Raw genomic sequence first — 20,544 nt, 5'->3', positions numbered from 1 at the left:
GTGGAGATGATCGAGATGAGAAACACCTTTCTGACCGGCTTGGGCGTCATCGCTCTGGCCGCCGCCGCCGGCGCCGCGACCGCTCAGGTTCCGCCTGCCCCCGCCGCCGGCGCCCCTGCGCCGCATCATGCGCGCGCGGATCCGAACCGCCAGATCACCCGCGCCGAGTTCGTCGATGCGCGCATCGCGCGTCTGACCGCGCTCGATACGAACGGCGACGGCGTGGTCAGCCCCGAAGAGCGCGCCGCCGCCATGCAGGCCCGTCGCGCCGAACGCGCGGGCGACCGCTTCGCCAAGCTGGATGCGAACGGCGACGGCTCCATCAGCCGGGCCGAGTTCGACGCCGGCCATGCCGCACGCCCGGATCGCGGTCCGCGCGCCGAACGCGCCGGTCATCGTGAGGGCCGTCGCGGCGGCGCACATCACGCCATGCGCGGACAAGGCCGCGAACGCGGGCCAGTGGTGATCGCCGAAGCCTCGGCCAAGCTGGGCGAGCGGTTCGACAAGATGGACGCCAACCGCGACGGCGTGATCTCCGCCGACGAGCGCCGGGCGGCCATGTCCGCGCAGCGTGAGCAACGGCAGGAACGCCGCGCGGCCCGCCAGGCTCAGCGTCCGGCGCAACAACCCGCTTCCCCCGTCCCGGCTTCGGAGTAAGACGGTGTCGGGGTCGGCCGTCGTGAACGCACCGGTCCCTTTCGTCAGCAGCGGAAGAGGCAGGTTTGGTCGCGATCGTCGACCCCGACGAGGATCTGGTGCGGCGCGTGGGGCAGGGCGACCCGGCGGCGGCGCAGACGCTCGTCTCGCGCAAGCTGCCGCGCATCCTGTCGCTGGCCCAGCGTATGCTGGGCGATGCGGTCGAGGCCGAGGACGTGGCCCAGGAGACGATGCTCAAGGCTTGGCGTCAGGCGCCCAAATGGACGCCCGGCAAGGCCCGGTTCGACACCTGGCTGCACCGGGTCGCGCTGAACCTCTGTTACGATCGGCTGAGGCGTCGGCGCGAAATTCCGACCGACACGCCGCCGGAGCGTCCCGACGAAGGCCCGGCGCCGGATCGCGGTCTGCTGGCGGCCGAGACGGGCGTGCGGGTCACGGCGGCCCTGAAACGTCTGCCGGACCGACAGCGCGAGGCCATCGTCCTGTGCCATTATCAGGAGCTGTCGAATATCGATGCAGCGGCCCTGATGGAGATCAGCGTCGAGGCGCTGGAGAGTTTGTTGTCGCGCGGTCGTCGCGCATTGCGTCTGGCCCTTTCGGACATCGGTCCGGGGTCGATTAGAGGAGACGGACGATGAAGGCGGAACGGTTGCACGAACTGGCGGACGCCTATGGCGCCGACCTGCGTCGGTGGCCCGCGTCCGAGCGCGCCTTCGCCGAAAGCCTGATCGCCGCCGATCCGTCGCTGAAGGCGGTGCTGGATCAGGCGGCCGCGCTGGACGCTCTGCTCGACGTCGCGCCCAGACCTGTCCCGTCCGCCGCCCTGACCGCGCGCATCCTTGCGGCTGCGCCCCGGGCGAAAAGCCGTCTGGGTAAGGCGATCTGGTACCTCGGCGCCGGTTGGGCCGCCGCGGCCTGTGCGGGCGTGGTCGCCGGCGTGGGCCTGACCACCCATCTGACCGCCGACGCGCGCGCCGATGCGGTGCTTTACCAATCCTCGCTGACGGGCGTGGATGACACGGAACTGTTGGGATGACGTCCAAGAGCCTGAAGATCGCCCTGGCCGTCTCGGTGGCCCTGAACTTGTTCGCCGTGGCGGGCGGGGTCACCTATGTCGTCAATCGCGACCGGATCGAACGCCGGATAGAGGACCAACGCCGCCCGGGGCGCGAGGGACCGCTGGCCGAGGTGCTGGCCGATCTGGATCCGGCCGTACGCCAGCGCGTGCGCACCGCGCTGCGAGAATCGGCCCTGGCGGCGCGTCCTGATTTCGAGGCGGCCCGCGCCGCCCGACGAGAAGCCATCGACATCGCCGGTCAGCCGACCCTGGACGCGACCCGGGTCGAAAGCCTGCTGGAACAGTCCAGAGCCACCGAGATGCGGGGCCGCACGCGCCTGGAAAACGGTGCGGTCGCGGTGCTGGCGACGCTGACGCCCGAGGAGCGCAAGGCCCTGGCCCCGATCCTTCAGCGTAAGGGCGCCGCCCGTCGCGCCGCAGCCCACGGGCCGGATCACCGTCAGCCGGACGACCGCGCGCCACGCTGACGGCGCTTGAGCGCTCAGCCCTTCTTGGACGCGCGGAACGCGGCGACGGCGTTCACCGCCGAGCGCACCGACGCCTCGATGGCGGCCCAGTCGCCCGACTTCACGGCGTCATCGGTCACCAGTTTGGAGCCCATACCCGCCGCGACGATGCCCGCGCCGAACCATTTGGCGATCGACGCCTCGTCCGGATCGACGCCGCCCGTAGGCATGATCTTGACCCAGGGCATCGGACCCTTGACCGCCTTGACGAAGTCCGGTCCGCCGACCGACGAGCCGGGGAACAGTTTGACGATGTCGCAGCCCAGCTCGTGCGCCTCGCCGATATCGGTCACCGACCCGCAGCCGGGGAAATAGGCGACCATGCGCCGATTGCAGACCTTGGCCACGTCGGGGATCAGGCAGGGGCTGACCACGAACCGGGCGCCCCGGTTCAGATAAAGCGAGGCCGTCCCCGCATCGACGACCGAACCGATGCCCAGGACGACGTTGGGGTCGGTCTTGATCAGTTCGCGATTGATCTCGCCGAACAGGTCGCAGGCGAAGTCGCCGCGATTGGTGAACTCGACCACCGGCGCCCCACCACGCGCGCAGGCGCGAATGACGTTCAGGCTGACCTCGGCATCGGGGTGATAGAAGACCGGGCACACGCCCTGGGTCTGAAGCGCCTGAAGCACGCTGACGCGATCATGGGCCATGGACGGGTTCCTCTGCGATAGGTTCGCGTCCGACCTCCGCTGTCGCGAACGCGAGGTCAAGTCAAACCGCGTTAGCGCGGACGTTCTCTTGACGGCATGTGGCGAAAGGCGGACCGTTGTTCGGTCAATCGCCTGTTGGAGAAGCAGGATGTTCGCCGCCCTCGCCGTCGTCGCCCTTCTGACCGTTCAGGATCCGCCGCCCGCCGCCGACATGGACGGTGCCTGGTCCGTCGATCTGGCGACCGATCCGGCCCAGCCCTACCACCAGCCCATGAACCTGACGCTCCAGCCCGATGGCGTCGTGACGGGCGACTTCTACAACAGCCGGATCGAGGCGGGCCGATGGAAGCGCCAGCACGGCCGGCTGTGCGTCTCGTTCCGAACGACCGACGGCGCAGGCCCCTATCACACGGCGGCCTGCCTTGCGGGCGACCATGTGGAGGGTCAGACCTGGGCCGAACACCGCAACTTCGTCTTCATCTGGCGCGCCGACCGCCCCTCTTGAAGCCTCGCCGCTCAAGCCCATCTGTTAGGGAGGGGAGCGGGGGATTTCATACGAATTAGACGAATTAGACTCCATTTTTCGCCGGAGGGTCTGATTGTCGCTCAGCGTCGATGGGCCAGGTCGGCCAGCCGCCGGACCAGGGTGCTGTCGGTATCGAACAGCGGATCCAGAACCGTGAAATGGTTCAGGCCGGGCAGGGCCTCGAACCGCGTCTCGGCTCCGGCGTCGCCCCAGCGCGCGGCCATGGCGCGGCTTTGATCCACGAAGGCCTCGCTCTCTGCCCCGCCGACGATGCAGTCCAGAACCGCGCCGGCGGCCGCCGGCCAGCGAATCGGCGACAGTGACCGGGCTTCGGTCGTGTTCAGGTCCAAAGCGACGTTGAGCGACGTGGGGATCAGCGGCTCCAGATCGAACACGCCCGAGATGGCGACCGCCGCCGAAGCCCGCCCGTCCGCCAGCAGGCAGGCCGCCATATGCCCGCCCGCCGAATGGCCGCTGACGACGGGCGCGGCGCCGGTGCGGTCGCGGATCAGGTCGACCGCCGCCCGCGCCTGATCGACGATCCGGCCCAGCCGCACGCTCGGCGCCAGATCATAGGTGGGGATGGCGACGCTGACGCCGTGGGCCAGCAGGGGCGGAGCCACGAAGCTGAACCAGCCCGCGTCCAGCGCCTGCCAGTATCCGCCGTGCAGGAAGACCACGACCGGCGCGCCGTCCCCGGCGTCGAACCAGTCGATCCGCTCGCGCTCGCCTGGGCCGTATTCCAGGACCTGGGGCGGATGGGCGGCGCGTGCGGTCTCCGATCCCGCCTTCCAGCGCGCCATCACGGCGGGATGGTCGGGCACCAGGGCGCGGTTGTTGTATTGCGCCTCCAGCACGGCGTCTGTGTCTTGCGGCTTACTCGTCACGTCTTCGTCCGCTAGAAGCGCCCTCGAACCAGAGGACTGATCCGCCATGATGACCGCCATCTTCGTCTTCATCAAATGCGAGCTGGGCTACGCCAACGACGTGGCGGCCGACATCGTCGACAATGTCGAGAACGTCTCGGAGGTCTATTCCACCTCGGGTCAGCACGACCTGCTGGCCAAGTTCAACCTGCCGCGCGACGCCGACATCGGCACCTTCGTGACGAAACAGGTCCAGACGCGGCCGCACGTGCGCGACACCTTCACCGTCATCACCTTCTCGCCCTTCCTGCCGAGCAAAGGCTAGGGCGCGGCCTTTCGCCTGACCTTGTCCTTGCGGTCCTCGGCCTCGTCGTCGTCGCCGACCTTTTCCTCGACCGTGGCCGACAGGCGCTGGAAGACGCCCAGGCCCACCAGCACCAGCACCGAGGCGATCAGAAGGGCGGTGGGATAGAGCAGCTGCGCCACGTCCTCGCGCGCCGTCTTGAACACCACAACCAGCGCCTCAAGGAACAGGGCGATGACAATGGTCGACAGGAACTTGGTCAGGCTGCGCCGGGCCTCGGCGGCGCTGCGCTTTTCGTTGCCGCGCCGAACCTCGTCCTCGAAGATGTATTTGGCCACGTCGAAGACGGCGATGGCGACGATGACATAGCCCAGCACGTCCAGAACCGCGTCGGCGCCGGACTTGTCGGGCGAGCCGATGCCGTGCAGCGCATCCTTCACCCCGAACCCGATCAGGGCCATGGCCGCCAGCAACAGCAGCAGGCTGGCGAAGGCGAACACCGCCCGGGTCAGATAGGTCATGGAAATCCCTCCGCGAGGCCACAGCAACGCGCCAACCGCCAAGCTGTTGCCTGACGGGCAAAGGGTGACGCTGGCGCCGGGGACGGCTAAACGAGGGACATAGGGAGACACGACATGACGCGATCCAACGCGCCCGCCTACATGACCGGTTTCGGCAATCATTTCGCGACCGAGGCCGCGCCCGGCGCCCTGCCGGTGGGCCGCAACTCGCCGCAGAATACGCCGATGGGCCTATATGCCGAACAGCTGTCCGGCACCGCCTTCACGGCGCCGCGCGCCGAGAACCGGCGCAGCTGGCTGTATCGCCTGCGTCCGTCGGCCCAGCATGGGCCTTACGCGCCCTTCGATCAGGGGCGGGTTCGCTCCGGTCCGTTCGACGAGACGCCGCCCAACCCCAACCGGATGCGCTGGGACCCGCTGCCGATGCCGCAGGCCGCGACCGACTGGGTCGAGGGGCTGACGACCTATGGCGGCAACGGCGAACCGGACGGCGGGGCCGGGGCGGGCATTCACCTGTATGTCGCCAACCGATCGATGGCCGACCGAGTCTTCTATGACGCCGACGGCGAACTGCTGATCATGCCACAGGAAGGCGACCATCGCTTCGTCACCGAGTTCGGCGTGATCGAGGCCCGGCCCGGTCACATCGTCCTGATCCCGCGTGGCGTGCGGTTCCGTGTCGAGGTGGACGGGCCGGTGCGCGGCTATGTCTGCGAGAACTACGGCAGCCCGTTCCGCCTGCCGGATCTCGGACCCATCGGCTCGAACGGCCTGGCCAATCCGCGCGACTTCGAGACGCCGGTTGCGGCCTATGAGGACGTGGATCGCCCGACCGAATGCGTTCAGAAATACGGCGGCCGCCTGTGGGCCACGACCTTCGATCACAGCCCGCTGGACGTCGTCGCCTGGCACGGCAACCTGGCGCCCTGCCGCTACGACACGGCGCGGTTCAACACGATCAACACCGTCAGCTACGACCACCCTGATCCGTCGATCTTCACGGTCCTGACCAGCCCGTCCGAGACGCCGGGCACGGCCAATATCGACTTCGTCATCTTCCCGCCGCGCTGGATGGTGGCCGAGGACACCTTCCGCCCGCCGTGGTTCCATCGCAACGTGATGAGCGAGTTCATGGGTTTGGTGACAGGCGCCTATGACGCCAAGGCGGGCGGATTCGCGCCAGGCGGCGCATCGCTGCACAACCGCATGAGCGGCCACGGCCCCGATCAGGCCAGCTATGACGGCGCGATCAAGGCCGAACTCAAGCCCCACAAGATCGAAAACACCCTGGCCTTCATGTTCGAGACGCGCATGCCGATCCGCGTCACGAAATGGGCGTCGGAATCACCGCACATGCAGCTCGACTACGACGATGTCTGGTCAGGCTTCACCAAAGGACAGATCTCATGATCCGCATTTCCCTCATCGCCGCCGTCGCGCTTCTGGCCGCCGCCTGCTCGCCCCAGACCACGGGAGCGGCGTCGGATGCACCGATGCAGAGCGCCGACGCCGTGTCCTGCGCCACGCGCGGCGGCACGATGAAACAGGTCGGGCGGATGCAATCCTGGCAGTGCGTCATCAGCTATGCCGACGCCGGCAAGCGCTGCACCGACGGCGATCAGTGCCAGGGCGACTGCCGCATCGAGGGCAACAGCGGCGTGGCTCCGGGGACGGCGGCGACCGGCGTCTGCCAGGCGACCAGCGACCGTTTCGGCTGCAATACGACGGTCGAGGACGGCAAGGCCGGCCCGACCCTGTGCATCGACTGAGGTCGTAGGCGTGAAAAAGCCCCCGTCGCGAACGACGGGGGCTGATCCATCCGTAAACGGATTTAGCGGGTCGCCAGGCCTTAGTGGGTCGAAGGCGTGTTGGCCGTCGTAGCGCCGCCATCAGCGTTGCCGGCTTGCTGCTCGACCATGTCGGCCTTGCGGTCGGCGTTCTTCTCGACCTGGTCAGCCTGGGCGTTCAGGGCGTCGGCCTGAGCAGCGGTCGGAGCGGTCGCGGCTTGCGATTCCAGTTGGTCAGCGCGGGCTTCACCCGTCGCTTCGATGGCGTCGGCTTGCTTTTCAGCGGCCTTGTCGGCGGCGCTTTCACCGCAGGCGGCGACGCCGGCCAGCATGAAGACCGAAGCGGCGGCGATGGCGAACTTTTTCATTTGAGGTTCCTCTCCTAGGTGGAAATTCTCAAACGCTACGGTGACGGTTCGGTTCACGCCGCCGTGAGATTTTCGTGATCGCTCGCCGCGTCAGCCCTCCGATTGGGCGAAGGCGACCCGCGCGGCGCCGAGCAGGGCGGCGTGTTTGTGCATGATCACCTTGGTCGGAATGTCCTGCATATACTCCTTGAACCGGCCCTTGCGCTCGAACCGCTGGCGGAAGGGACTGGCCTTGATGAAGGGCAGGATGCGCGGAACAATGCCGCCGGCGATATAGACGCCGCCGCGCGCGCCGGTGGTCAGGGCGATGTCGCCGGCGACCGCGCCCAGGATGGCGCAGAAGCGGGCCAGGGTCGCGCCGCATGGGCTGTTCGGATCGGCAAGCGCCGTTGCGGTGATCTGAGCCGGATCGTCGATATGGGTCTCGCGCCCGTCGATCTCGGCCAAGGCACGGTGCATGTTCAGCAGCCCCGGCCCGCAGATCAGACGCTCGATCGACACCCGGTCATAGCGGCGACGCAGGATGCGCAGGATTTCGTCCTCGACCGGATCGCCGGGGGGGAAGCAGGCGTGCCCGCCCTCGGACGGCATGGCCATTTCCTTGCCGGCTGCATCGCGCACCAGGGCCGAAACCCCAAAACCGGTGCCGGGGCCGAGCACCGCGACGGTGCAGTGCGGATCGCCGTCGACCGGGCCGCCCAGACTTTCCAACTGGTCTTCCGGCACGATGGGCGCGCCCCAGGCCAGGGCCTCGAAGTCGTTGATCAGCTTGACGGGCTTCAGGCCCAGGGTCTGAAGCTCCGCCTCCGACACCTGCCAGGGCGAGTTGGTCAGGTCGATGGCGCCGTCCGTGACCGGACCGGCCACCGCGATCACGCCGCCCGTCGGCTTGACCTCGCAGCCCTCGATGAAGGCGGCGACGCCTTCGAGGAAGGTCGGATAGGTCTCGGCCGGGAAGCTCTCGTGGTGGTCCAGCACGGGCTTGCCGTCCACCATTCGGGCCACGGCGAAGCGGGCGTTCGTGCCGCCGACATCGCCGACGAGAAGGGTCTTGTCATTCATTGGGGCGTTTCCTGCGCTCGGTTCGGTGGATCAGGCGTCCACAGTCCGATCGACGAAGTTGGGATTGGGCGGGGTGTCGTCGTTGCCGCGCGAACCGGTCGGCAGCGCGAAACAGACCGTCGCCCCCTGTTCGGCCGTCGTGACCACATGGCGGAAGGCGCCGAACAATTCACGGCCATAGCCCCAGGACGAACCCTCGGCGTTGGCGGCGGACCGGGCGGCCAGCGGACGGGCGGTCAGGTCGGAAACGCCGACGGTGGTCAGAACCCCGGCCTCGGCGTCCAGGCGGATGACGTCGCCATCCTGAACATGGGCCAGCGGACCGCCGGCCAGTGCTTCAGGCGAGACGTGGATGGCGGCCGGCGTCTTGCCGCTGGCGCCCGACATACGGCCGTCGGTGACGAAGGCGACCTTGAACCCCTTGTCCTGAATGACGGACAGGGCCGGCGACAGGCTGTGCAGTTCGGGCATGCCGTTCGCCTTGGGTCCCTGGAAGCGTAGGACCACGACGACGTCGCGGAACAGCTTGCCGTCCCGGAAGGCCTGGAGCGCATCTTCCTGGGTTTCGAACACGGCGGCAGGCGCCTCGACGATGCGGTTCTCGGGTTTGACGGCGGAGATCTTGATGACCGCACGACCCAGGTCACCCTGAACCAGACGCAACCCCCCCTCCTTGTCGAAGGGATTGGACGCCGGGCGCAGGATATCGAGATCAAGACTTTCCTGGACGCCGTCGCGCCAGACGAGTTCGCCGTCCACCATCGACGGTTCCTGGAAATAGGCCTGGATGCCTTGACCCATGATGGTCGTCACGTCGGTATGGATATTGCCCGCCATCGCCAGTTCACGCGCGATGAAGGCGACGCCGCCGGCGGCCTGGAAGGCGTTCACGTCGGCCGAGCCGTTCGGATAGACCCGCGCCAACAGCGGCGTGACAGACGACAGCTCGTCCATGTCGGTCCAGTCGATCAGCACGCCCGCCGCCCGCGCCATCGCGACCAGGTGGATGGCGTGATTGGTCGAGCCGCCGGTGGCCAGCAAGGCCACGATCATGTTGACGATGGACTTCTCGTCGATGACGTCGGCCATGCGGCACTCGCCGCTGCGCGCCAGTTCCACCGCCCGTTTCGCCGCCGCCGCCGTCAGGGCGTCGCGCAGGCCGGTGTCGGGATGGACGAAGGCGGTGGAGGGCATGTGCAGTCCGCCCAGCTCCATCATCATCTGGTTGGAGTTGGCGGTGCCGTAGAAGGTGCAGGTGCCGGGCGAGTGATAGCTGCCGATCTCGCTTTCCAGCAGGGTCTGACGATCGACCTTGTTCTGCGCATATTCGGCCCGGACGCGAGCCTTTTCCGCGTTCGGAATGCCCGACGGCATCGGACCGGCTGGGGCGAAGACGACCGGCAGATGGCCGAAGGCCAAGGCGCCCATGAACAGGCCCGGTACGATCTTGTCGCACACGCCCAGCATCAGACCGGCGTCGAAGGCGTCATGCGTCAGGGCGATGCCCGCCGACATGGCGATCAGGTCGCGGCTGAACAGCGACAGCTCCATGCCGGGACGACCCTGGGTGACGCCATCGCACATGGCGGGGGTGCCGCCGGCGACCTGGGCCGTGGCGCCGACCTCGCGCACGGCCTTGCGCACCACGTCGGGAAAGCGTTCGAACGGCTGGTGAGCCGACAGCATATCATTATAGGCGGTGACGATGCCCAGGTTGGGCTTGGACCCATCCATTGCGGTCAGCTTGTCGGCGATCGTCTGGCCCGCGAAGGCGTGGGCCCAGTTGGCGCAGCTCAGCTTGGCGCGTCCGGCGCCGCTGTCGCGCGCGGCGTCCATGCGACGGATGTAGTCGGCGCGGGTCTCGCGGCTTTTCTTGACGATGCGGGCGGTGACGGCCGCCACGGTGGGATGAAGCGCCATTTCAGCCTTCCTCCGTCCACAGAACTTCAAGGGGAACGCCGGCGGCGATCAGGGCGGCGATAGGCTGGGTCTTGGGATCGCCCTGAGCCTGTTCTTCGAAGACGCGACGCTTGGCGGCGCCTTTCAGACCCAGGATCACCCGGCCCGCAGACATCAGATAGGGCAGGTTGATCGACAGCCGTTCGAGCGTCGGTGCCATGCCATCACGCCCATGCGGCACCCCCAGGACGGTCGGCTTCAGCGTCGGCGTCAGCAGGGTCTTCAGCGTCGGGCTTTCGGGGAACATGGAGCAGATATGGCCATCCTCGCCCATGCCCAGCAGCACCGCATCGAACCGCCCGCCCACATCGGCCAAGGCCTTGGCCGCCACGATGGCCGCGCGGTCCACGGTGACCTCGGGCGTATAGAGCGGGATGAAGCGGGCCGTCGCCGCCTTGTCCTGAAGCAGCACGTCGCGGATCAGCCGGGCGTTCGATTCCGGCGAAGTCTCGGGCACATAACGCTCGTCCACCAGGGTCACGGCGATTTTGGACCAGTTCAGATCGGTCGCCGCCAGGCGGCGATAGACGGGCGCGGGCGTCGAACCGCCGGGACCGGCGAACAGGGCCTGGCCGTGATCGCGGACGGCTGCGCCAAGCGTTTCGGCCAGACGCGCCGCGATGGCTTCGGCCCAGGTCTCGACGGAGGCAAAGGTTTCGATGGCGGGGGTCTCAGACATCGGTCGTATTCCAGTCGCGGCCGGTCCGCATCATCAGCATGTCGGCGCTGTCGGGGCCCCAGGTTCCGGCGACGTAGTCGTCGGGCTTCAAGCCGGATTCGGCCCAGGCCTCGGACACTTCGTCCACCCATTTCCAGGCCTGCTCGGCCTCGTCGCGGCGCACGAACAGGGTCGAATCTCCGGCCATCGCGTCTAGCAGCAGGCGCTCATAGGCGATGCGGCGGCGCGGCGGGGCGGCGGACTTGCCGTCTACACCCCACGACAGGCTCATCTTGATCGGCTGCAACTGCATGCGCTGATCCAGGCCGGGTCGCTTGTTCATCACCGTCAGAGAGATGTCTTCCTCGGGCTGCAACTCGATGATCATCCGGTTGGCCTGAACCTCGCCCCGGTCGTCGCGGTCGAAGATCGAGTGCGGTACTGGCTTGAACTGGATGACGATCTCGGTGCGCTTCTCGGGCAGGCGCTTTCCGGTCCGCATGAAGAAGGGCACGCCGGCCCAGCGCCAGTTGTCGATGTCGGCGCGAACGGCGACGAAGGTTTCGGTGTCCGACGGCTGGCCGCGCTCCTCGTCATAGCCCTTGGCCGGCTTGCCCTCCGAGACGCCCGCCACATACTGACCCCGCACGGTCACGCGCTCGACCTCGTCCACCGTGACGGGCCGCAGTGACCGCAGCACCTTGACCTTCTCGTTGCGCACCGAGTCGGGGTCCAGGTCGCTCGGCGGCTCCATCGCCACCAGACACAGCAGCTGCAACATGTGGTTCTGCAGCATGTCGCGCAGGGCGCCGTATTCATCATAGTAGGGCCAGCGATCGCCGACCCCCACCGTCTCGCCGATCGTGATCTGCACGTGGTCGATGGACAGGTTGTTCCACAACGGTTCGAAGATCGTGTTGCCGAACCGCAGAGCGATCAGGTTCTGGACTGTCTCCTTGCCCAGATAGTGGTCGATGCGGAAGACCTGGTTCTCGCTGAAAGCGTGGGCCACGGCGTCGTCGATTTCGAGGAAGGACTTCAGGTCGCGCCCAACCGGCTTTTCCAGTACGATGCGGCAGTTCTTTTCGGCCAGACCCGCCGCCTTCATCGCCGTGACAATGCGGGCATAGAGCGAGGGGGATACGGCCAGGAAGGAGGTGACCTCGCCGTCGCCGACCTTGTCCTTCAGCGGCTTGAGGCTTTCGGGCGAGGTGGCGTCGACCGCCAGATAGTCCAGGCGCGCCTTCATCCGCGACCAGCTGGCTTCGTCCCAGACCTTGTCCGCCTCGGCGCGCGCCTTCACCGCCTCGTGCACCTTGGCGATATAGTCGTCGGCGCTCTCTTCGGAACGCGCGGCGCCGATGATCTTCAGCCCTTCAGGCAGCAGGCCGTCGTGTTCGAGGAAATAGAGCGACGGCAGAAGCATGCGCATCGCCAGATCGCCGCCGCCGCCAAACAGAATGAGAGCCGCCATGTCTTGTCCCTCGATGATCCCATTTGTCGGGACGCACGCCTTTACGGTCTAGCCGCTGTCTTTGGCCGCTTCCGCTCGCGAGGCCAACACGTCCAGCACGTCCTGAAACACCATGTTACGGGCATGGAGAAGAACGAGCAGGTGGTAGATCAAATCCGCAGCCTCGCTGGCGAGTTCCTCGTCCGGGCCGGCGACGCCGGCCAGAGCGGTCTCCACGCCCTCCTCACCAACCTTCTGGGCGATGCGTTTGGGCCCCTGTGCAATCAGTCGGGCGGTCCAGCTTTCGGACGGGTCGGCCGCGGCCCGTTCGGCGATGGTTCGCTCCAGCCGGGCGATCCGACCCAAGCCCGGCGCGTCGGCCTCGCCGAAACAGCTCGTCCGGTTCAGGTGGCAGGCGTTTCCGACCGGCCTGACGCCCAGCACGATGGCGTCGGCGTCGCAGTCGGCCGTGATGGAGACGACGTAAAGCCGGTCGCCCGAGGTCTCGCCCTTCCTCCAACGCCCCCCGCGCGAGCGCGAGAAGAAGGTGGCCTCGCCGGATGCGATCGTCTCGTCCAGCGCAGCGCGATCCATATAGGCCAGGGTCAGGACCTGCAGCGTGGCGGCGTCCTGCACCACGACGGGGACCAATCCGGCGCCCTTGGCAAAGTCGATGGTGTTCGGGTCGATCACAGTCTCATCTCCAGGCCTTCGTCGGCCAGGTATTGTTTCAGGTCCGGAATGGCGATGGCGCCGGTGTGGAAGACGCTGGCGGCCAGGGCGCCGGAGACGTCGGCCTGCTCGAACACAGCCTTGAAATGCTCGGCCGCGCCGGCGCCGCCCGAGGCGATCAGGGGAATGGTCAGACGTGCCCGCGCGGCGGACAGTTGCTCGATGTCATAGCCGCGCCGAACGCCGTCCTGATCGATGCAGTTCAGCACGATCTCTCCGGCGCCCAGGCTCTGCGCCTCGTCCAACCAGTCCAAGGTGCGTTTGCCGGCATGACGGCGTGCATCGGGGTCGCCGGTATATTTGTGGACCACCCAATCGCCGTCTTCGAACCGGCTATCGACGCCGACGACGACGCATTGGCTGCCCAGCCGCGCCGCCATGTCCGCGACCAGTTCGGGCCGTTCCAAGGCCGGGGAGTTGATCGAGACCTTGTCCGCTCCGTGGTCCAGACAGCGCGCCGCCTGATCCACGCTGCGAATGCCGCCGGCGACGCAGAACGGAATGTCCAGCAGTCGGGCGATGTCCTTGATCCAACCGTAGTCCAGCGTCCGCCCCTCGGGACTGGCGGTGATGTCGTAGAAAACGAGTTCGTCGGCGCCCGCATCGCGATAGCGGGCGGCCAGCTCGGCCGCATCGCCCATGTCGGTGTGACCGACAAACTTTACGCCCTTGACCACCCGGCCGTCCTTCACGTCCAGGCAGGGAATGATCCGCCGCGCCGTCACGAGCGTTTGGCCGCCGCGATCGCCTCGGGCAGGGTGAAGCAGTTCTCGTAGAGCGCGCGTCCGACGATGGCCCCGTGACAGCCCAGCGCCTTGACCGCAGCGATGTCGTCCAGCGAGGAAACGCCGCCTGAGGCCTGCAACACCAAATCCGGCCGACGGCTGCGGATTTCGGCCAGCAGATCCAGGTTCGGCCCGGTCAGGGCGCCGTCGCGACCGACATCGGTCACCAGCAGGTGTTTGGCCGTCCCCTTGGGATACCGATCCAGCGCCTCCCAAAGCGTCATGCCCGAGGACTGGGTCCAGCCCTTGAGCGCCGGGACCGGCACGCCGTCCTCGATCTTGACGTCCAGGGCCAGGGTGATGCGCTCGACGCCGAAGGTTTCCAGCCAGTTGGCCACCGTCTCAGGTTGGGTCACCGCCAAGGAGCCTACGACGACGCGCGACACGCCGGCGTCCAGCAGCTTTTTCAAATCGTCGGCGCTGCGCACGCCGCCGCCCGACTGAACCTTGACGTCGATGGCCTGGGTCAGTTCGCCGATCAGGGCGTGCTGACGCGCCTCGCCCGCCTCGGCGCCGTCCAGGTCGACGATGTGGATCCACTCCGCGCCCTCGGCCGCAAAGGTCGTCAGGCGGGCGGCCGGCTGCTGGTCGTAATGCGTCACCTGGGCGAAGTCGCCGTGCATCAGGCGCACGCAGACGCCGTCCTTCAGGTCGATGGCGGGGTAGATCAGCATGACAGGCCCAGGAAGTTCTTGAGGATGGTCGCCCCGGCCTCGGCCGAGCGTTCGGGGTGGAACTGGCAGCCCCAGCGGTTGGCGGATCGAACCACAGCCGGAACGACGCCGCCATAGTCGGCGCGCGCCAGGGTCGCCGGTCCGTCGGGACAGACGAAGCCGTGGACGAAATAGGCATAGGCGCCGTCGGCGACGCCCTCCAGCAAGGGGTCGTTGCGGTCGCGCGTCAACCGGCTCCAGCCCATGTGCGGCACCGGCAGATCGCCCGCAGGCTTCAGCCGGGTCACCGCGCCGGGAATGAGACCCAGCAGATCGACGCCGTCGCCCTCGTCGCTCGATCCGAACAGCAGTTGCTGACCCAGACAGACACCCAGCAGGGGGCGCGGGAAGGCGCGGATCGGCGCGATCAGACCCAGGTCCGACAGGCGCTTCATGGCGTACCCGGCCGCGCCTACGCCAGGCAGGATCACCCGTTCAGCCTCGGCGATGACGGCGGGATCATCGGTGAGGCGCACGATCGCGCCCAGCCGCTCCAGCGCGAACTGGACCGAGGCGACATTGCCGGCGCCGTAGGCGATGACGGCGACCTCGGTCACAGAACACCTTTGGTGGACGGCACGGCGTCGCCCTCGACGCGTATGGCCTGGCGCAAGGCGCGGCCGAACGCCTTATAGACGGCTTCGGTCTTGTGGTGGTCGTCCTGGCCCGTGACCTTGATGTGGACGGCCGCGCCCATGGCCTCGGCCAGCGACCGGAAGACGTGGGCGGTCAGGTCGGTGCGGTAGTCGCCGATGAAGGGCGTCTCGAATGCTCCCTCGAACAGCGGATAGGGGCGGCCGGACAGGTCGATGGAGACCGTCGCATTGGCCTCGTCCATCGGCAGGACGAAGCCGTAGCGGGCGATGCCCTTGCGCTCGCCCAACGCCTGTTTCAACGCCTGGCCAAGAGCGATGGCGCTGTCCTCGATCGTGTGGTGCGGATCGGTGTGCAGGTCGCCTTCGCATTGCAGACGCAGGGAGAAGCCGCCGTGGGCCGCGATCTGCTCCAACATGTGATCGAAGAAGCCGACGCCGGTCTCGATCTTCACCGGACCGGGCGCATCCAGATCGACGGCACAGACGATGCGGGTTTCCTTGGTGTCGCGCACGGCCTGACCAACGCGGGCGGGGCGGCGCTTGGCAGGCGTGAGGCCGAAGGCGGCGAGTAGCCGGTCGTTGACCTCGGACTTGATCGAGATCGGCAGGCGCAGACGCTCGCCGGACAGATCGGCCTCGACGCCGTAGGCCTTCAGACCAGCCAGGGCGGCGGCAGGCTCTTCGGGGCGGGCCATGATGATGGGACCGACGCCCGGTTCGACCGGCATCTGGCGACCCAGTTCGCGCACGACCCGTTCGCGCTCGCGCCGGACCGAGGCGATCCGTTCGGCGGTCTCGATCATCCGCGACGGATCGAGCGCCTGCATCGCCAGCCGCACCAGCGGTTCGGGCAGGGCATAGGGTTCCAGCACCGACGCCAGACGCACCAGGGTCTGGGCTTGGGCGATCGCCGCGCCGACGCGGGCTCCGGCCAATCCATAGGCCAGGGACAGGCTGCGCAGCACGACCAGGTTCGGCTGATCGGCGACGACCATCACGGCCGAGGCGCTGTCGGAGAACTCGATCAGTCCCTCGTCCACCACCAGCAGGGCGGGGGCGACGCGGGCGGCCATTTCGCCGACGGCTTCGGGCGAGCCCAGGGCGCGGATGACGGCGATACTTTTCTCTGGGGCCGTTTCGCCCTTGGCCGGATAGATGGTGGCGAGACTGTCATAGGGTTCGGCCTTCGGGGCCTGGACCGATCCCCCGTCGCGAGCGGCGAGGCGATAGGCCAACTCCAGCCCGTGAGTCAGGCCGCGCACCGGCAGCACCTGTTCGGCAGGGACGCCATAGACGGCGGCCATGCGAGCAGCGAGGGCGGAGGCGTCGTCGGGATAGCGATCCAGACCTTCGCCGCCGGAGACCAGTGGCGGATAGGGAGCGGGCAGGGTCATCCTTCTGCCCTCAGATCGGCGGCGCGGGCGTGGGCTTCTAGGCCCTCCATCCGGGCCAGACGGGCGGCGATGGGCGCCAGCTGACGGGCGCCGGCCTCGGACACCAGCTGGACCGACATGGTGGTCATGAAGCTGGCGGTGGTGACGCCGCCCAGGGTGCGGGCGCCGCCGTCGGTCGGCAGGACGTGGCTGGGACCGGCGGCGTAGTCCCCCAGCGTCTCGGCCGCGAAGCGGCCGACGAAGACGGCCCCGGCGGCGTTGATCGAATCGACCAGCGGCTCGGGATCGTCGATCTGGATCGCCAGGTGTTCGGGACCATAGAGGTTGGCGACTTCTGCGGCCGCGTCGAGGTCGCGGACCAGGATGGCGCGGGCCTCGTTCAGAGAGGCGCGAGCGATGGCTTCGCGAGGCAGAGTTGCGACCTGCACCTCGACCTCGCTCAGGATGTAGTCGATGGTGGCGCGGCTGGTGGAGACCAGCAGAACCTGCGCATCCGCATCGTGTTCGGCCTGGCTGAGCAGGTCGGCGGCGGCGATCTCGGGCGCGGCGTCGCGATCGACGATGACCATCAACTCCGACGGGCCGGCCGGCATGTCGACGGCGGGACCGCCTGGCAGGGCGGAGGCCTGCTTCTTGGCCTCGGCTACATAGGCGTTGCCGGGTCCGAACAGCTTGTCGCAGGCGGGGATGACACCGTCCTCCAGTTCGACGCCGAAGGTCAGGGCGGCGATGGCCTGGGCCCCGCCCATCAACCAGATGGCGTCCAACTCCGCCTCTGCGGCGGCCAGGATCATGGCGGGGTGGATGCCGCCCTCCTTGTTCGGCGGCGTGACGGCGACGCGCTGGCCCACGCCCGCGACGCCGGCTGGAATGGCCAGCATCAGCAGCGAAGAAAACAGCGGCGCGGTGCCGCCGGGAATATAGAGGCCGGCCGAGGCGATGGGACGCCAGGCCAGTTTGGACCGTACGCCGGGCGTCGTCTCGATAAAGGGAGTGTCCTCGGGCCGGGTCGCCTGATGGAAGACGCGCACATTGTCGGCCGCCATGCGCAGGGCGCGCACGTCGCCGGGCGGCAGGGCGTTGCGTGCTTCGGCGATGGTCTCGGGCGTGATGGCGATGCGACGGGGCGGGGCCTTGTCCAGCTTCAGGCACCAGTCGGTCACGGCCTCGCCGCTTCGCTGGCGCACGTCGTCCAAGATGGTGCGCACGACCTCGGTCACGTCGCCGGCGGTGCGTTGGGCCGGGCGGGCGAGGGCGGCCGTCTTGTCGGCCGCGTCGAGGGAAGACCAGTCGATGCGTTTCATCACATCATCTTCTCGATCGGCAGGACCAGGATGGCCGAGGCGCCGGCGGCCTTCAGCTTCTCCAAGGTCTCCCAGAAGACGGCTTCTTGGCAGACGGCGTGGACGGCGACAGCGTCGTCCCGACCCATCAGGGGCATGACGGTCGGCGAGCCGGCGCCGGGCAGGATGGCGGTGATCTCGTCCAGCGCCGAGCGCGGGGCGTTCAGCATGACGTATTTGGCGCCTTGCGAGGACACCACGCCCGCCATCCGCTCGATGACGCTGTCCAACAGCTGCTGCAAGGCGGGCTCGGGCGCGACGGGCGACTGAATCAGCACCGCCTGGCTTTCCAGAACCGTATCCTTGGCGCCCAGGCCGTTGGCCTCCAGCGTCGCGCCGGTCGAGACCAGGTCGCAGATGGCGGCGGCCAGTTTCAGCCGGGGGGCGACCTCGACGGCCCCGCGCATCACGACGATGTCGGCCTTGACCCCGCGTTCGTCGAGGAAGCGGCGCAGGATTTTAGGATAGGAGGTGGCGATGCGCAGCCCGTCCAGCGAGGCCGGACCGTCATAGGCAAGCGTCGGAGGCGTGGCGATCTTGAGCGTGCAGCGACCGAATCCCAGCGGCATGACGATCGAGGCGTTCGGCCCGCCGTTGCGGCCTTCCTCCAGCACGTTCTCGCCGACGATGCCGAGGTCGCAGACACCGTCCGCCACGAAGGTGGGAATGTCGTCGTCGCGGACGCGCAGCAGGTCGATCGGATAGTTCTCGACCCGGTATAGCAGGTCGTTGTGACCCTTGACCCATTTTAGGCCCGCGTCGCGGATCAGGTCGAGGCTGCGATCGGCCAGACGGCCGGATTTCTGGACGGCGATGCGAAGCCGGCCCTGCACGGTGCTCATGTTCGGATACTCAGTTCTTGTTCTTCAGGCGGTCCAGAGCGAGGCGATAGCCCTGATGCGGCATGTCTTTCAGATAGCGGGCGACGCGGACGACGGTGGTGGGGCTGGCATGGGCCTCTGCGGCGATCTCGCGATAGGATTTGCCGCCGGCGTCGAGCAGGCGTGCGACCTGCCAGCGCTCGGAGAAGGCGCGCAGTTCCGCAGGCGTGCAAAGATCGGCCAGAAAGGCGTCGATCTCGGCGCGCGTCTTCATCGACAGCAGGGCGTCATGCAGGTCGTCACAGGCGGGCGGGGTCGTCATGCGCGTTCCACTATGCTGTAACGGTGGAACGGTCAAGAGGTGCGGCGTGAGTCGTGACTGGTGACTCGTGATTGGGTCGAGGTTCAGTCACGGCTCACGATTCACCAATCACGACTTACACCCGGCCGCGCACCGCTCTATCTGTCCGCCCATGACCAAGGTTCTCATCATCGGCGCGGGACACGCTGGCGGCTCCGTCGCGGCGTTCCTGCGGCAGTATGGGCATGAAGGCCCCATCATGCTGGCGGGCGAGGAGGATGCGCCTCCGTATCAGCGGCCGCCCTTGTCCAAGGCTTGGCTGAAGGGAGAGGCGGATCTGGAGGCGCTGCTGCTGCGGCCTCTGAGTTTCTACGCCGAGCAGAACATCGACTTCCGACCCTCGATGGTCGCCGTGGCGGTGGACCCCGCAGCGAAGACGGTAGCCTTCCACGACGGGTCGTCCGAGACCTACGACATTCTTGTGCTGGCGACCGGATCGACGGCGCGCAAGCTGCCGGTTCCGGGCGGGGACCATCCCGATCTGCTGGAACTCCGCACGATGAAGGACGCCGAGCGACTGAAGGCGGTCCTCGGGCCCGGCAAGCGTCTGGCGGTCGTCGGCGGCGGCTATGTAGGGCTGGAGGCGGCGGCGTCGGCGCGGGCCCTGGGCGCCGAGGCGGTGGTGATCGAGCGGGCGCCGCGCGTGCTGGCGCGGGTGGCGTCCGAAACCCTGTCGGCCTTCTTCACGGCGCAGCACCGGGCGCACGGCGTCGAAATCCTGACCGACGCGGAGGTGGTCGCTGTGGCCCGCGACGGCGTGAGCCTGGCCGACGGATCGGTGGTGTCGGCGGATGCGGTGTTGGTGGGGGTCGGCGCATTGGCTTGCGACGCCCTGGCGCGGTCGGCCGGCCTGAACTGCGACGACGGCGTGGTGGTGAACGGCGAGGCGCGGACCAGCGATCTGGCCATCTTCGCCGTGGGCGACATGACGCGGCGGCCGATCCCGGTCCACGGGGGCGTGCATCACCGGCTGGAAAGCGTGCCAAATGCGCTGGAGCAGGCCAAACAGGCGGCGGCCGCCATCGTCGGACGGGCCGGGCCGACGCCCGAAGTGCCGTGGTTCTGGTCCGATCAATATGACGTCAAGCTTCAGATCGCCGGACTGCCGTTCGACGCCGACCGACAGGTCGTGCGCGGCGACCCGACGGCGTCGGGCTTTGCGGTCTTTCATCTGAACGGCGATCGCATCGTCTGCGTCGAGGCCGTCAACGCTCCGCCCGAGTTCATGGCCGGCAAACAGTTGATCGCCAAGGCGACGCCTGTGGACGTGGACAAGCTGGCCGATCCGGCGGTGTCGATGAAGGCGGTGGCCGTCGGATAAGGCGTCGCCGCAGTGCAACAAAACTGTTGCGCTTTACGTTCGTGACCGTTCAAGCTGCGACTTCAACGCGGCGGGGG

Annotated in this window: 25 protein-coding genes; 9 read left to right on the top strand and 16 right to left on the bottom strand. The window is 67.9% G+C overall.

Features of this window, described 5'->3' with window-relative positions:
• Positions 1 to 15 precede the first annotated feature (15 nt).
• From ABIC32_RS07705 to ABIC32_RS07690, 4 genes are all read left to right on the top strand, one after another.
• The gene (locus tag ABIC32_RS07705; RefSeq protein WP_354073638.1) at positions 16 to 657 is read left to right on the top strand and encodes an EF-hand domain-containing protein; all 642 of its coding nucleotides are present in this window, start codon (positions 16 to 18) and stop codon (positions 655 to 657) included.
• Positions 658 to 722: 65 nt separating this feature from the next.
• Entirely contained in the window at positions 723 to 1,295 is a 573-nt protein-coding gene (locus ABIC32_RS07700) for an RNA polymerase sigma factor (protein ID WP_307509436.1), read from the top strand.
• Positions 1,292 to 1,693: a hypothetical protein gene (locus ABIC32_RS07695; protein WP_112863530.1), complete on the top strand. Its 402-nt coding sequence runs from the start codon at positions 1,292 to 1,294 to the stop codon at positions 1,691 to 1,693. The genes ABIC32_RS07700 and ABIC32_RS07695 overlap by 4 nt, the downstream gene beginning before the upstream one ends.
• Entirely contained in the window at positions 1,690 to 2,202 is a 513-nt protein-coding gene (locus tag ABIC32_RS07690) for a periplasmic heavy metal sensor (protein WP_354073635.1), read from the top strand. Before ABIC32_RS07695 ends, ABIC32_RS07690 begins: the two co-directional genes overlap by 4 nt.
• A gap of 14 nt (positions 2,203 to 2,216) precedes the next feature.
• Here the strand turns inward: ABIC32_RS07690 and ABIC32_RS07685 are convergent, their stop codons facing one another.
• The gene (locus tag ABIC32_RS07685) at positions 2,217 to 2,897 is read right to left on the bottom strand and encodes a bifunctional 4-hydroxy-2-oxoglutarate aldolase/2-dehydro-3-deoxy-phosphogluconate aldolase (RefSeq protein ID WP_055752818.1); all 681 of its coding nucleotides are present in this window, start codon (positions 2,895 to 2,897) and stop codon (positions 2,217 to 2,219) included.
• Positions 2,898 to 3,045: 148 nt separating this feature from the next.
• On the opposite strand from ABIC32_RS07685, the gene ABIC32_RS07680 reads away from it, so the two are divergent.
• Entirely contained in the window at positions 3,046 to 3,402 is a 357-nt protein-coding gene (locus tag ABIC32_RS07680; RefSeq protein WP_354073632.1) for a hypothetical protein, read from the top strand.
• Positions 3,403 to 3,503: 101 nt separating this feature from the next.
• Here ABIC32_RS07680 and ABIC32_RS07675 read toward each other — a convergent pair whose 3' ends face one another.
• Positions 3,504 to 4,370, bottom strand: a complete 867-nt coding sequence (locus tag ABIC32_RS07675; protein WP_354073630.1) for an alpha/beta hydrolase — start codon at positions 4,368 to 4,370, stop codon at positions 3,504 to 3,506.
• On the opposite strand from ABIC32_RS07675, the gene ABIC32_RS07670 reads away from it, so the two are divergent.
• Positions 4,357 to 4,614: an Lrp/AsnC ligand binding domain-containing protein gene (locus ABIC32_RS07670; protein WP_039244189.1), complete on the top strand. Its 258-nt coding sequence runs from the start codon at positions 4,357 to 4,359 to the stop codon at positions 4,612 to 4,614. The two genes, ABIC32_RS07675 and ABIC32_RS07670, sit on opposite strands and share 14 nt — an antisense overlap.
• On the opposite strand, the gene ABIC32_RS07665 is transcribed toward ABIC32_RS07670, so the two are convergent.
• Positions 4,611 to 5,114: a hypothetical protein gene (locus ABIC32_RS07665; protein ID WP_045811869.1), complete on the bottom strand. Its 504-nt coding sequence runs from the start codon at positions 5,112 to 5,114 to the stop codon at positions 4,611 to 4,613. The genes ABIC32_RS07670 and ABIC32_RS07665 overlap by 4 nt on opposite strands.
• Before the next feature lie 114 nt (positions 5,115 to 5,228).
• On the opposite strand from ABIC32_RS07665, the gene hmgA reads away from it, so the two are divergent.
• Complete coding sequence (hmgA, locus tag ABIC32_RS07660; protein WP_354073628.1) at positions 5,229 to 6,524, top strand: homogentisate 1,2-dioxygenase; 1,296 nt, start codon at positions 5,229 to 5,231, stop codon at positions 6,522 to 6,524.
• A complete protein-coding gene (locus tag ABIC32_RS07655) occupies positions 6,521 to 6,883 on the top strand; it encodes a hypothetical protein (RefSeq protein ID WP_354073626.1) in 363 nt (120 codons plus the stop codon). The genes hmgA and ABIC32_RS07655 overlap by 4 nt, the downstream gene beginning before the upstream one ends.
• 80 nt (positions 6,884 to 6,963) lie before the next feature.
• On the opposite strand, the gene ABIC32_RS07650 is transcribed toward ABIC32_RS07655, so the two are convergent.
• The 13 genes from ABIC32_RS07650 to ABIC32_RS07590 form a co-directional block, all read right to left on the bottom strand.
• Positions 6,964 to 7,269, bottom strand: coding sequence for a hypothetical protein (locus ABIC32_RS07650; protein ID WP_055752822.1), 306 nt, complete (start codon positions 7,267 to 7,269; stop codon positions 6,964 to 6,966).
• Positions 7,270 to 7,359: 90 nt separating this feature from the next.
• A complete protein-coding gene (gene glk, locus ABIC32_RS07645; RefSeq protein ID WP_354073624.1) occupies positions 7,360 to 8,331 on the bottom strand; it encodes a glucokinase in 972 nt (323 codons plus the stop codon).
• A 30-nt stretch (positions 8,332 to 8,361) separates the two neighbouring features.
• On the bottom strand, positions 8,362 to 10,251 hold the full coding sequence (gene edd / locus ABIC32_RS07640) for a phosphogluconate dehydratase (protein WP_354073622.1): 1,890 nt from the start codon (positions 10,249 to 10,251) through the stop codon (positions 8,362 to 8,364).
• Between the two features lies 1 nt (position 10,252).
• Positions 10,253 to 10,969: a 6-phosphogluconolactonase gene (pgl, locus tag ABIC32_RS07635; protein WP_354073620.1), complete on the bottom strand. Its 717-nt coding sequence runs from the start codon at positions 10,967 to 10,969 to the stop codon at positions 10,253 to 10,255.
• Positions 10,962 to 12,422, bottom strand: a complete 1,461-nt coding sequence (gene zwf, locus ABIC32_RS07630; protein ID WP_184278989.1) for a glucose-6-phosphate dehydrogenase — start codon at positions 12,420 to 12,422, stop codon at positions 10,962 to 10,964. The genes pgl and zwf overlap by 8 nt, the downstream gene beginning before the upstream one ends.
• 48 nt (positions 12,423 to 12,470) lie before the next feature.
• Positions 12,471 to 13,094: a bifunctional phosphoribosyl-AMP cyclohydrolase/phosphoribosyl-ATP diphosphatase HisIE gene (gene hisIE / locus ABIC32_RS07625; RefSeq protein WP_066623899.1), complete on the bottom strand. Its 624-nt coding sequence runs from the start codon at positions 13,092 to 13,094 to the stop codon at positions 12,471 to 12,473.
• Positions 13,091 to 13,858 carry an imidazole glycerol phosphate synthase subunit HisF gene (gene hisF / locus ABIC32_RS07620; RefSeq protein ID WP_354073617.1) on the bottom strand — a complete coding sequence of 256 codons (768 nt, stop codon included), beginning with the start codon at positions 13,856 to 13,858 and terminating at the stop codon, positions 13,091 to 13,093. Before hisF ends, hisIE begins: the two co-directional genes overlap by 4 nt.
• Entirely contained in the window at positions 13,855 to 14,592 is a 738-nt protein-coding gene (gene hisA, locus ABIC32_RS07615) for a 1-(5-phosphoribosyl)-5-[(5-phosphoribosylamino)methylideneamino]imidazole-4-carboxamide isomerase (protein WP_354073615.1), read from the bottom strand. Before hisA ends, hisF begins: the two co-directional genes overlap by 4 nt.
• On the bottom strand, positions 14,586 to 15,188 hold the full coding sequence (gene hisH, locus ABIC32_RS07610; protein WP_055803388.1) for an imidazole glycerol phosphate synthase subunit HisH: 603 nt from the start codon (positions 15,186 to 15,188) through the stop codon (positions 14,586 to 14,588). The genes hisA and hisH overlap by 7 nt, the downstream gene beginning before the upstream one ends.
• Positions 15,185 to 16,621 carry an imidazoleglycerol-phosphate dehydratase HisB gene (hisB, locus tag ABIC32_RS07605; RefSeq protein ID WP_354073613.1) on the bottom strand — a complete coding sequence of 479 codons (1,437 nt, stop codon included), beginning with the start codon at positions 16,619 to 16,621 and terminating at the stop codon, positions 15,185 to 15,187. The genes hisH and hisB overlap by 4 nt, the downstream gene beginning before the upstream one ends.
• Entirely contained in the window at positions 16,618 to 17,925 is a 1,308-nt protein-coding gene (hisD, locus tag ABIC32_RS07600; RefSeq protein ID WP_354073611.1) for a histidinol dehydrogenase, read from the bottom strand. The genes hisB and hisD overlap by 4 nt, the downstream gene beginning before the upstream one ends.
• Complete coding sequence (gene hisG / locus ABIC32_RS07595) at positions 17,925 to 18,806, bottom strand: ATP phosphoribosyltransferase (RefSeq protein ID WP_055752833.1); 882 nt, start codon at positions 18,804 to 18,806, stop codon at positions 17,925 to 17,927. The genes hisD and hisG overlap by 1 nt, the downstream gene beginning before the upstream one ends.
• A 10-nt stretch (positions 18,807 to 18,816) precedes the next feature.
• On the bottom strand, positions 18,817 to 19,107 hold the full coding sequence (locus ABIC32_RS07590) for a YerC/YecD family TrpR-related protein (RefSeq protein ID WP_066552527.1): 291 nt from the start codon (positions 19,105 to 19,107) through the stop codon (positions 18,817 to 18,819).
• 151 nt (positions 19,108 to 19,258) lie between these two features.
• On the opposite strand from ABIC32_RS07590, the gene ABIC32_RS07585 reads away from it, so the two are divergent.
• Positions 19,259 to 20,467, top strand: a complete 1,209-nt coding sequence (locus ABIC32_RS07585) for an NAD(P)/FAD-dependent oxidoreductase (RefSeq protein ID WP_354073608.1) — start codon at positions 19,259 to 19,261, stop codon at positions 20,465 to 20,467.
• Positions 20,468 to 20,544 lie beyond the last annotated feature (77 nt).

It is taken from the genome of Brevundimonas sp. 1080, from assembly GCF_040545985.1.
Taxonomy (GTDB): domain Bacteria; phylum Pseudomonadota; class Alphaproteobacteria; order Caulobacterales; family Caulobacteraceae; genus Brevundimonas.
Note: the sequence above shows the minus strand (reverse complement) of the source record. Positions and strands in the feature narration are given on the sequence as shown.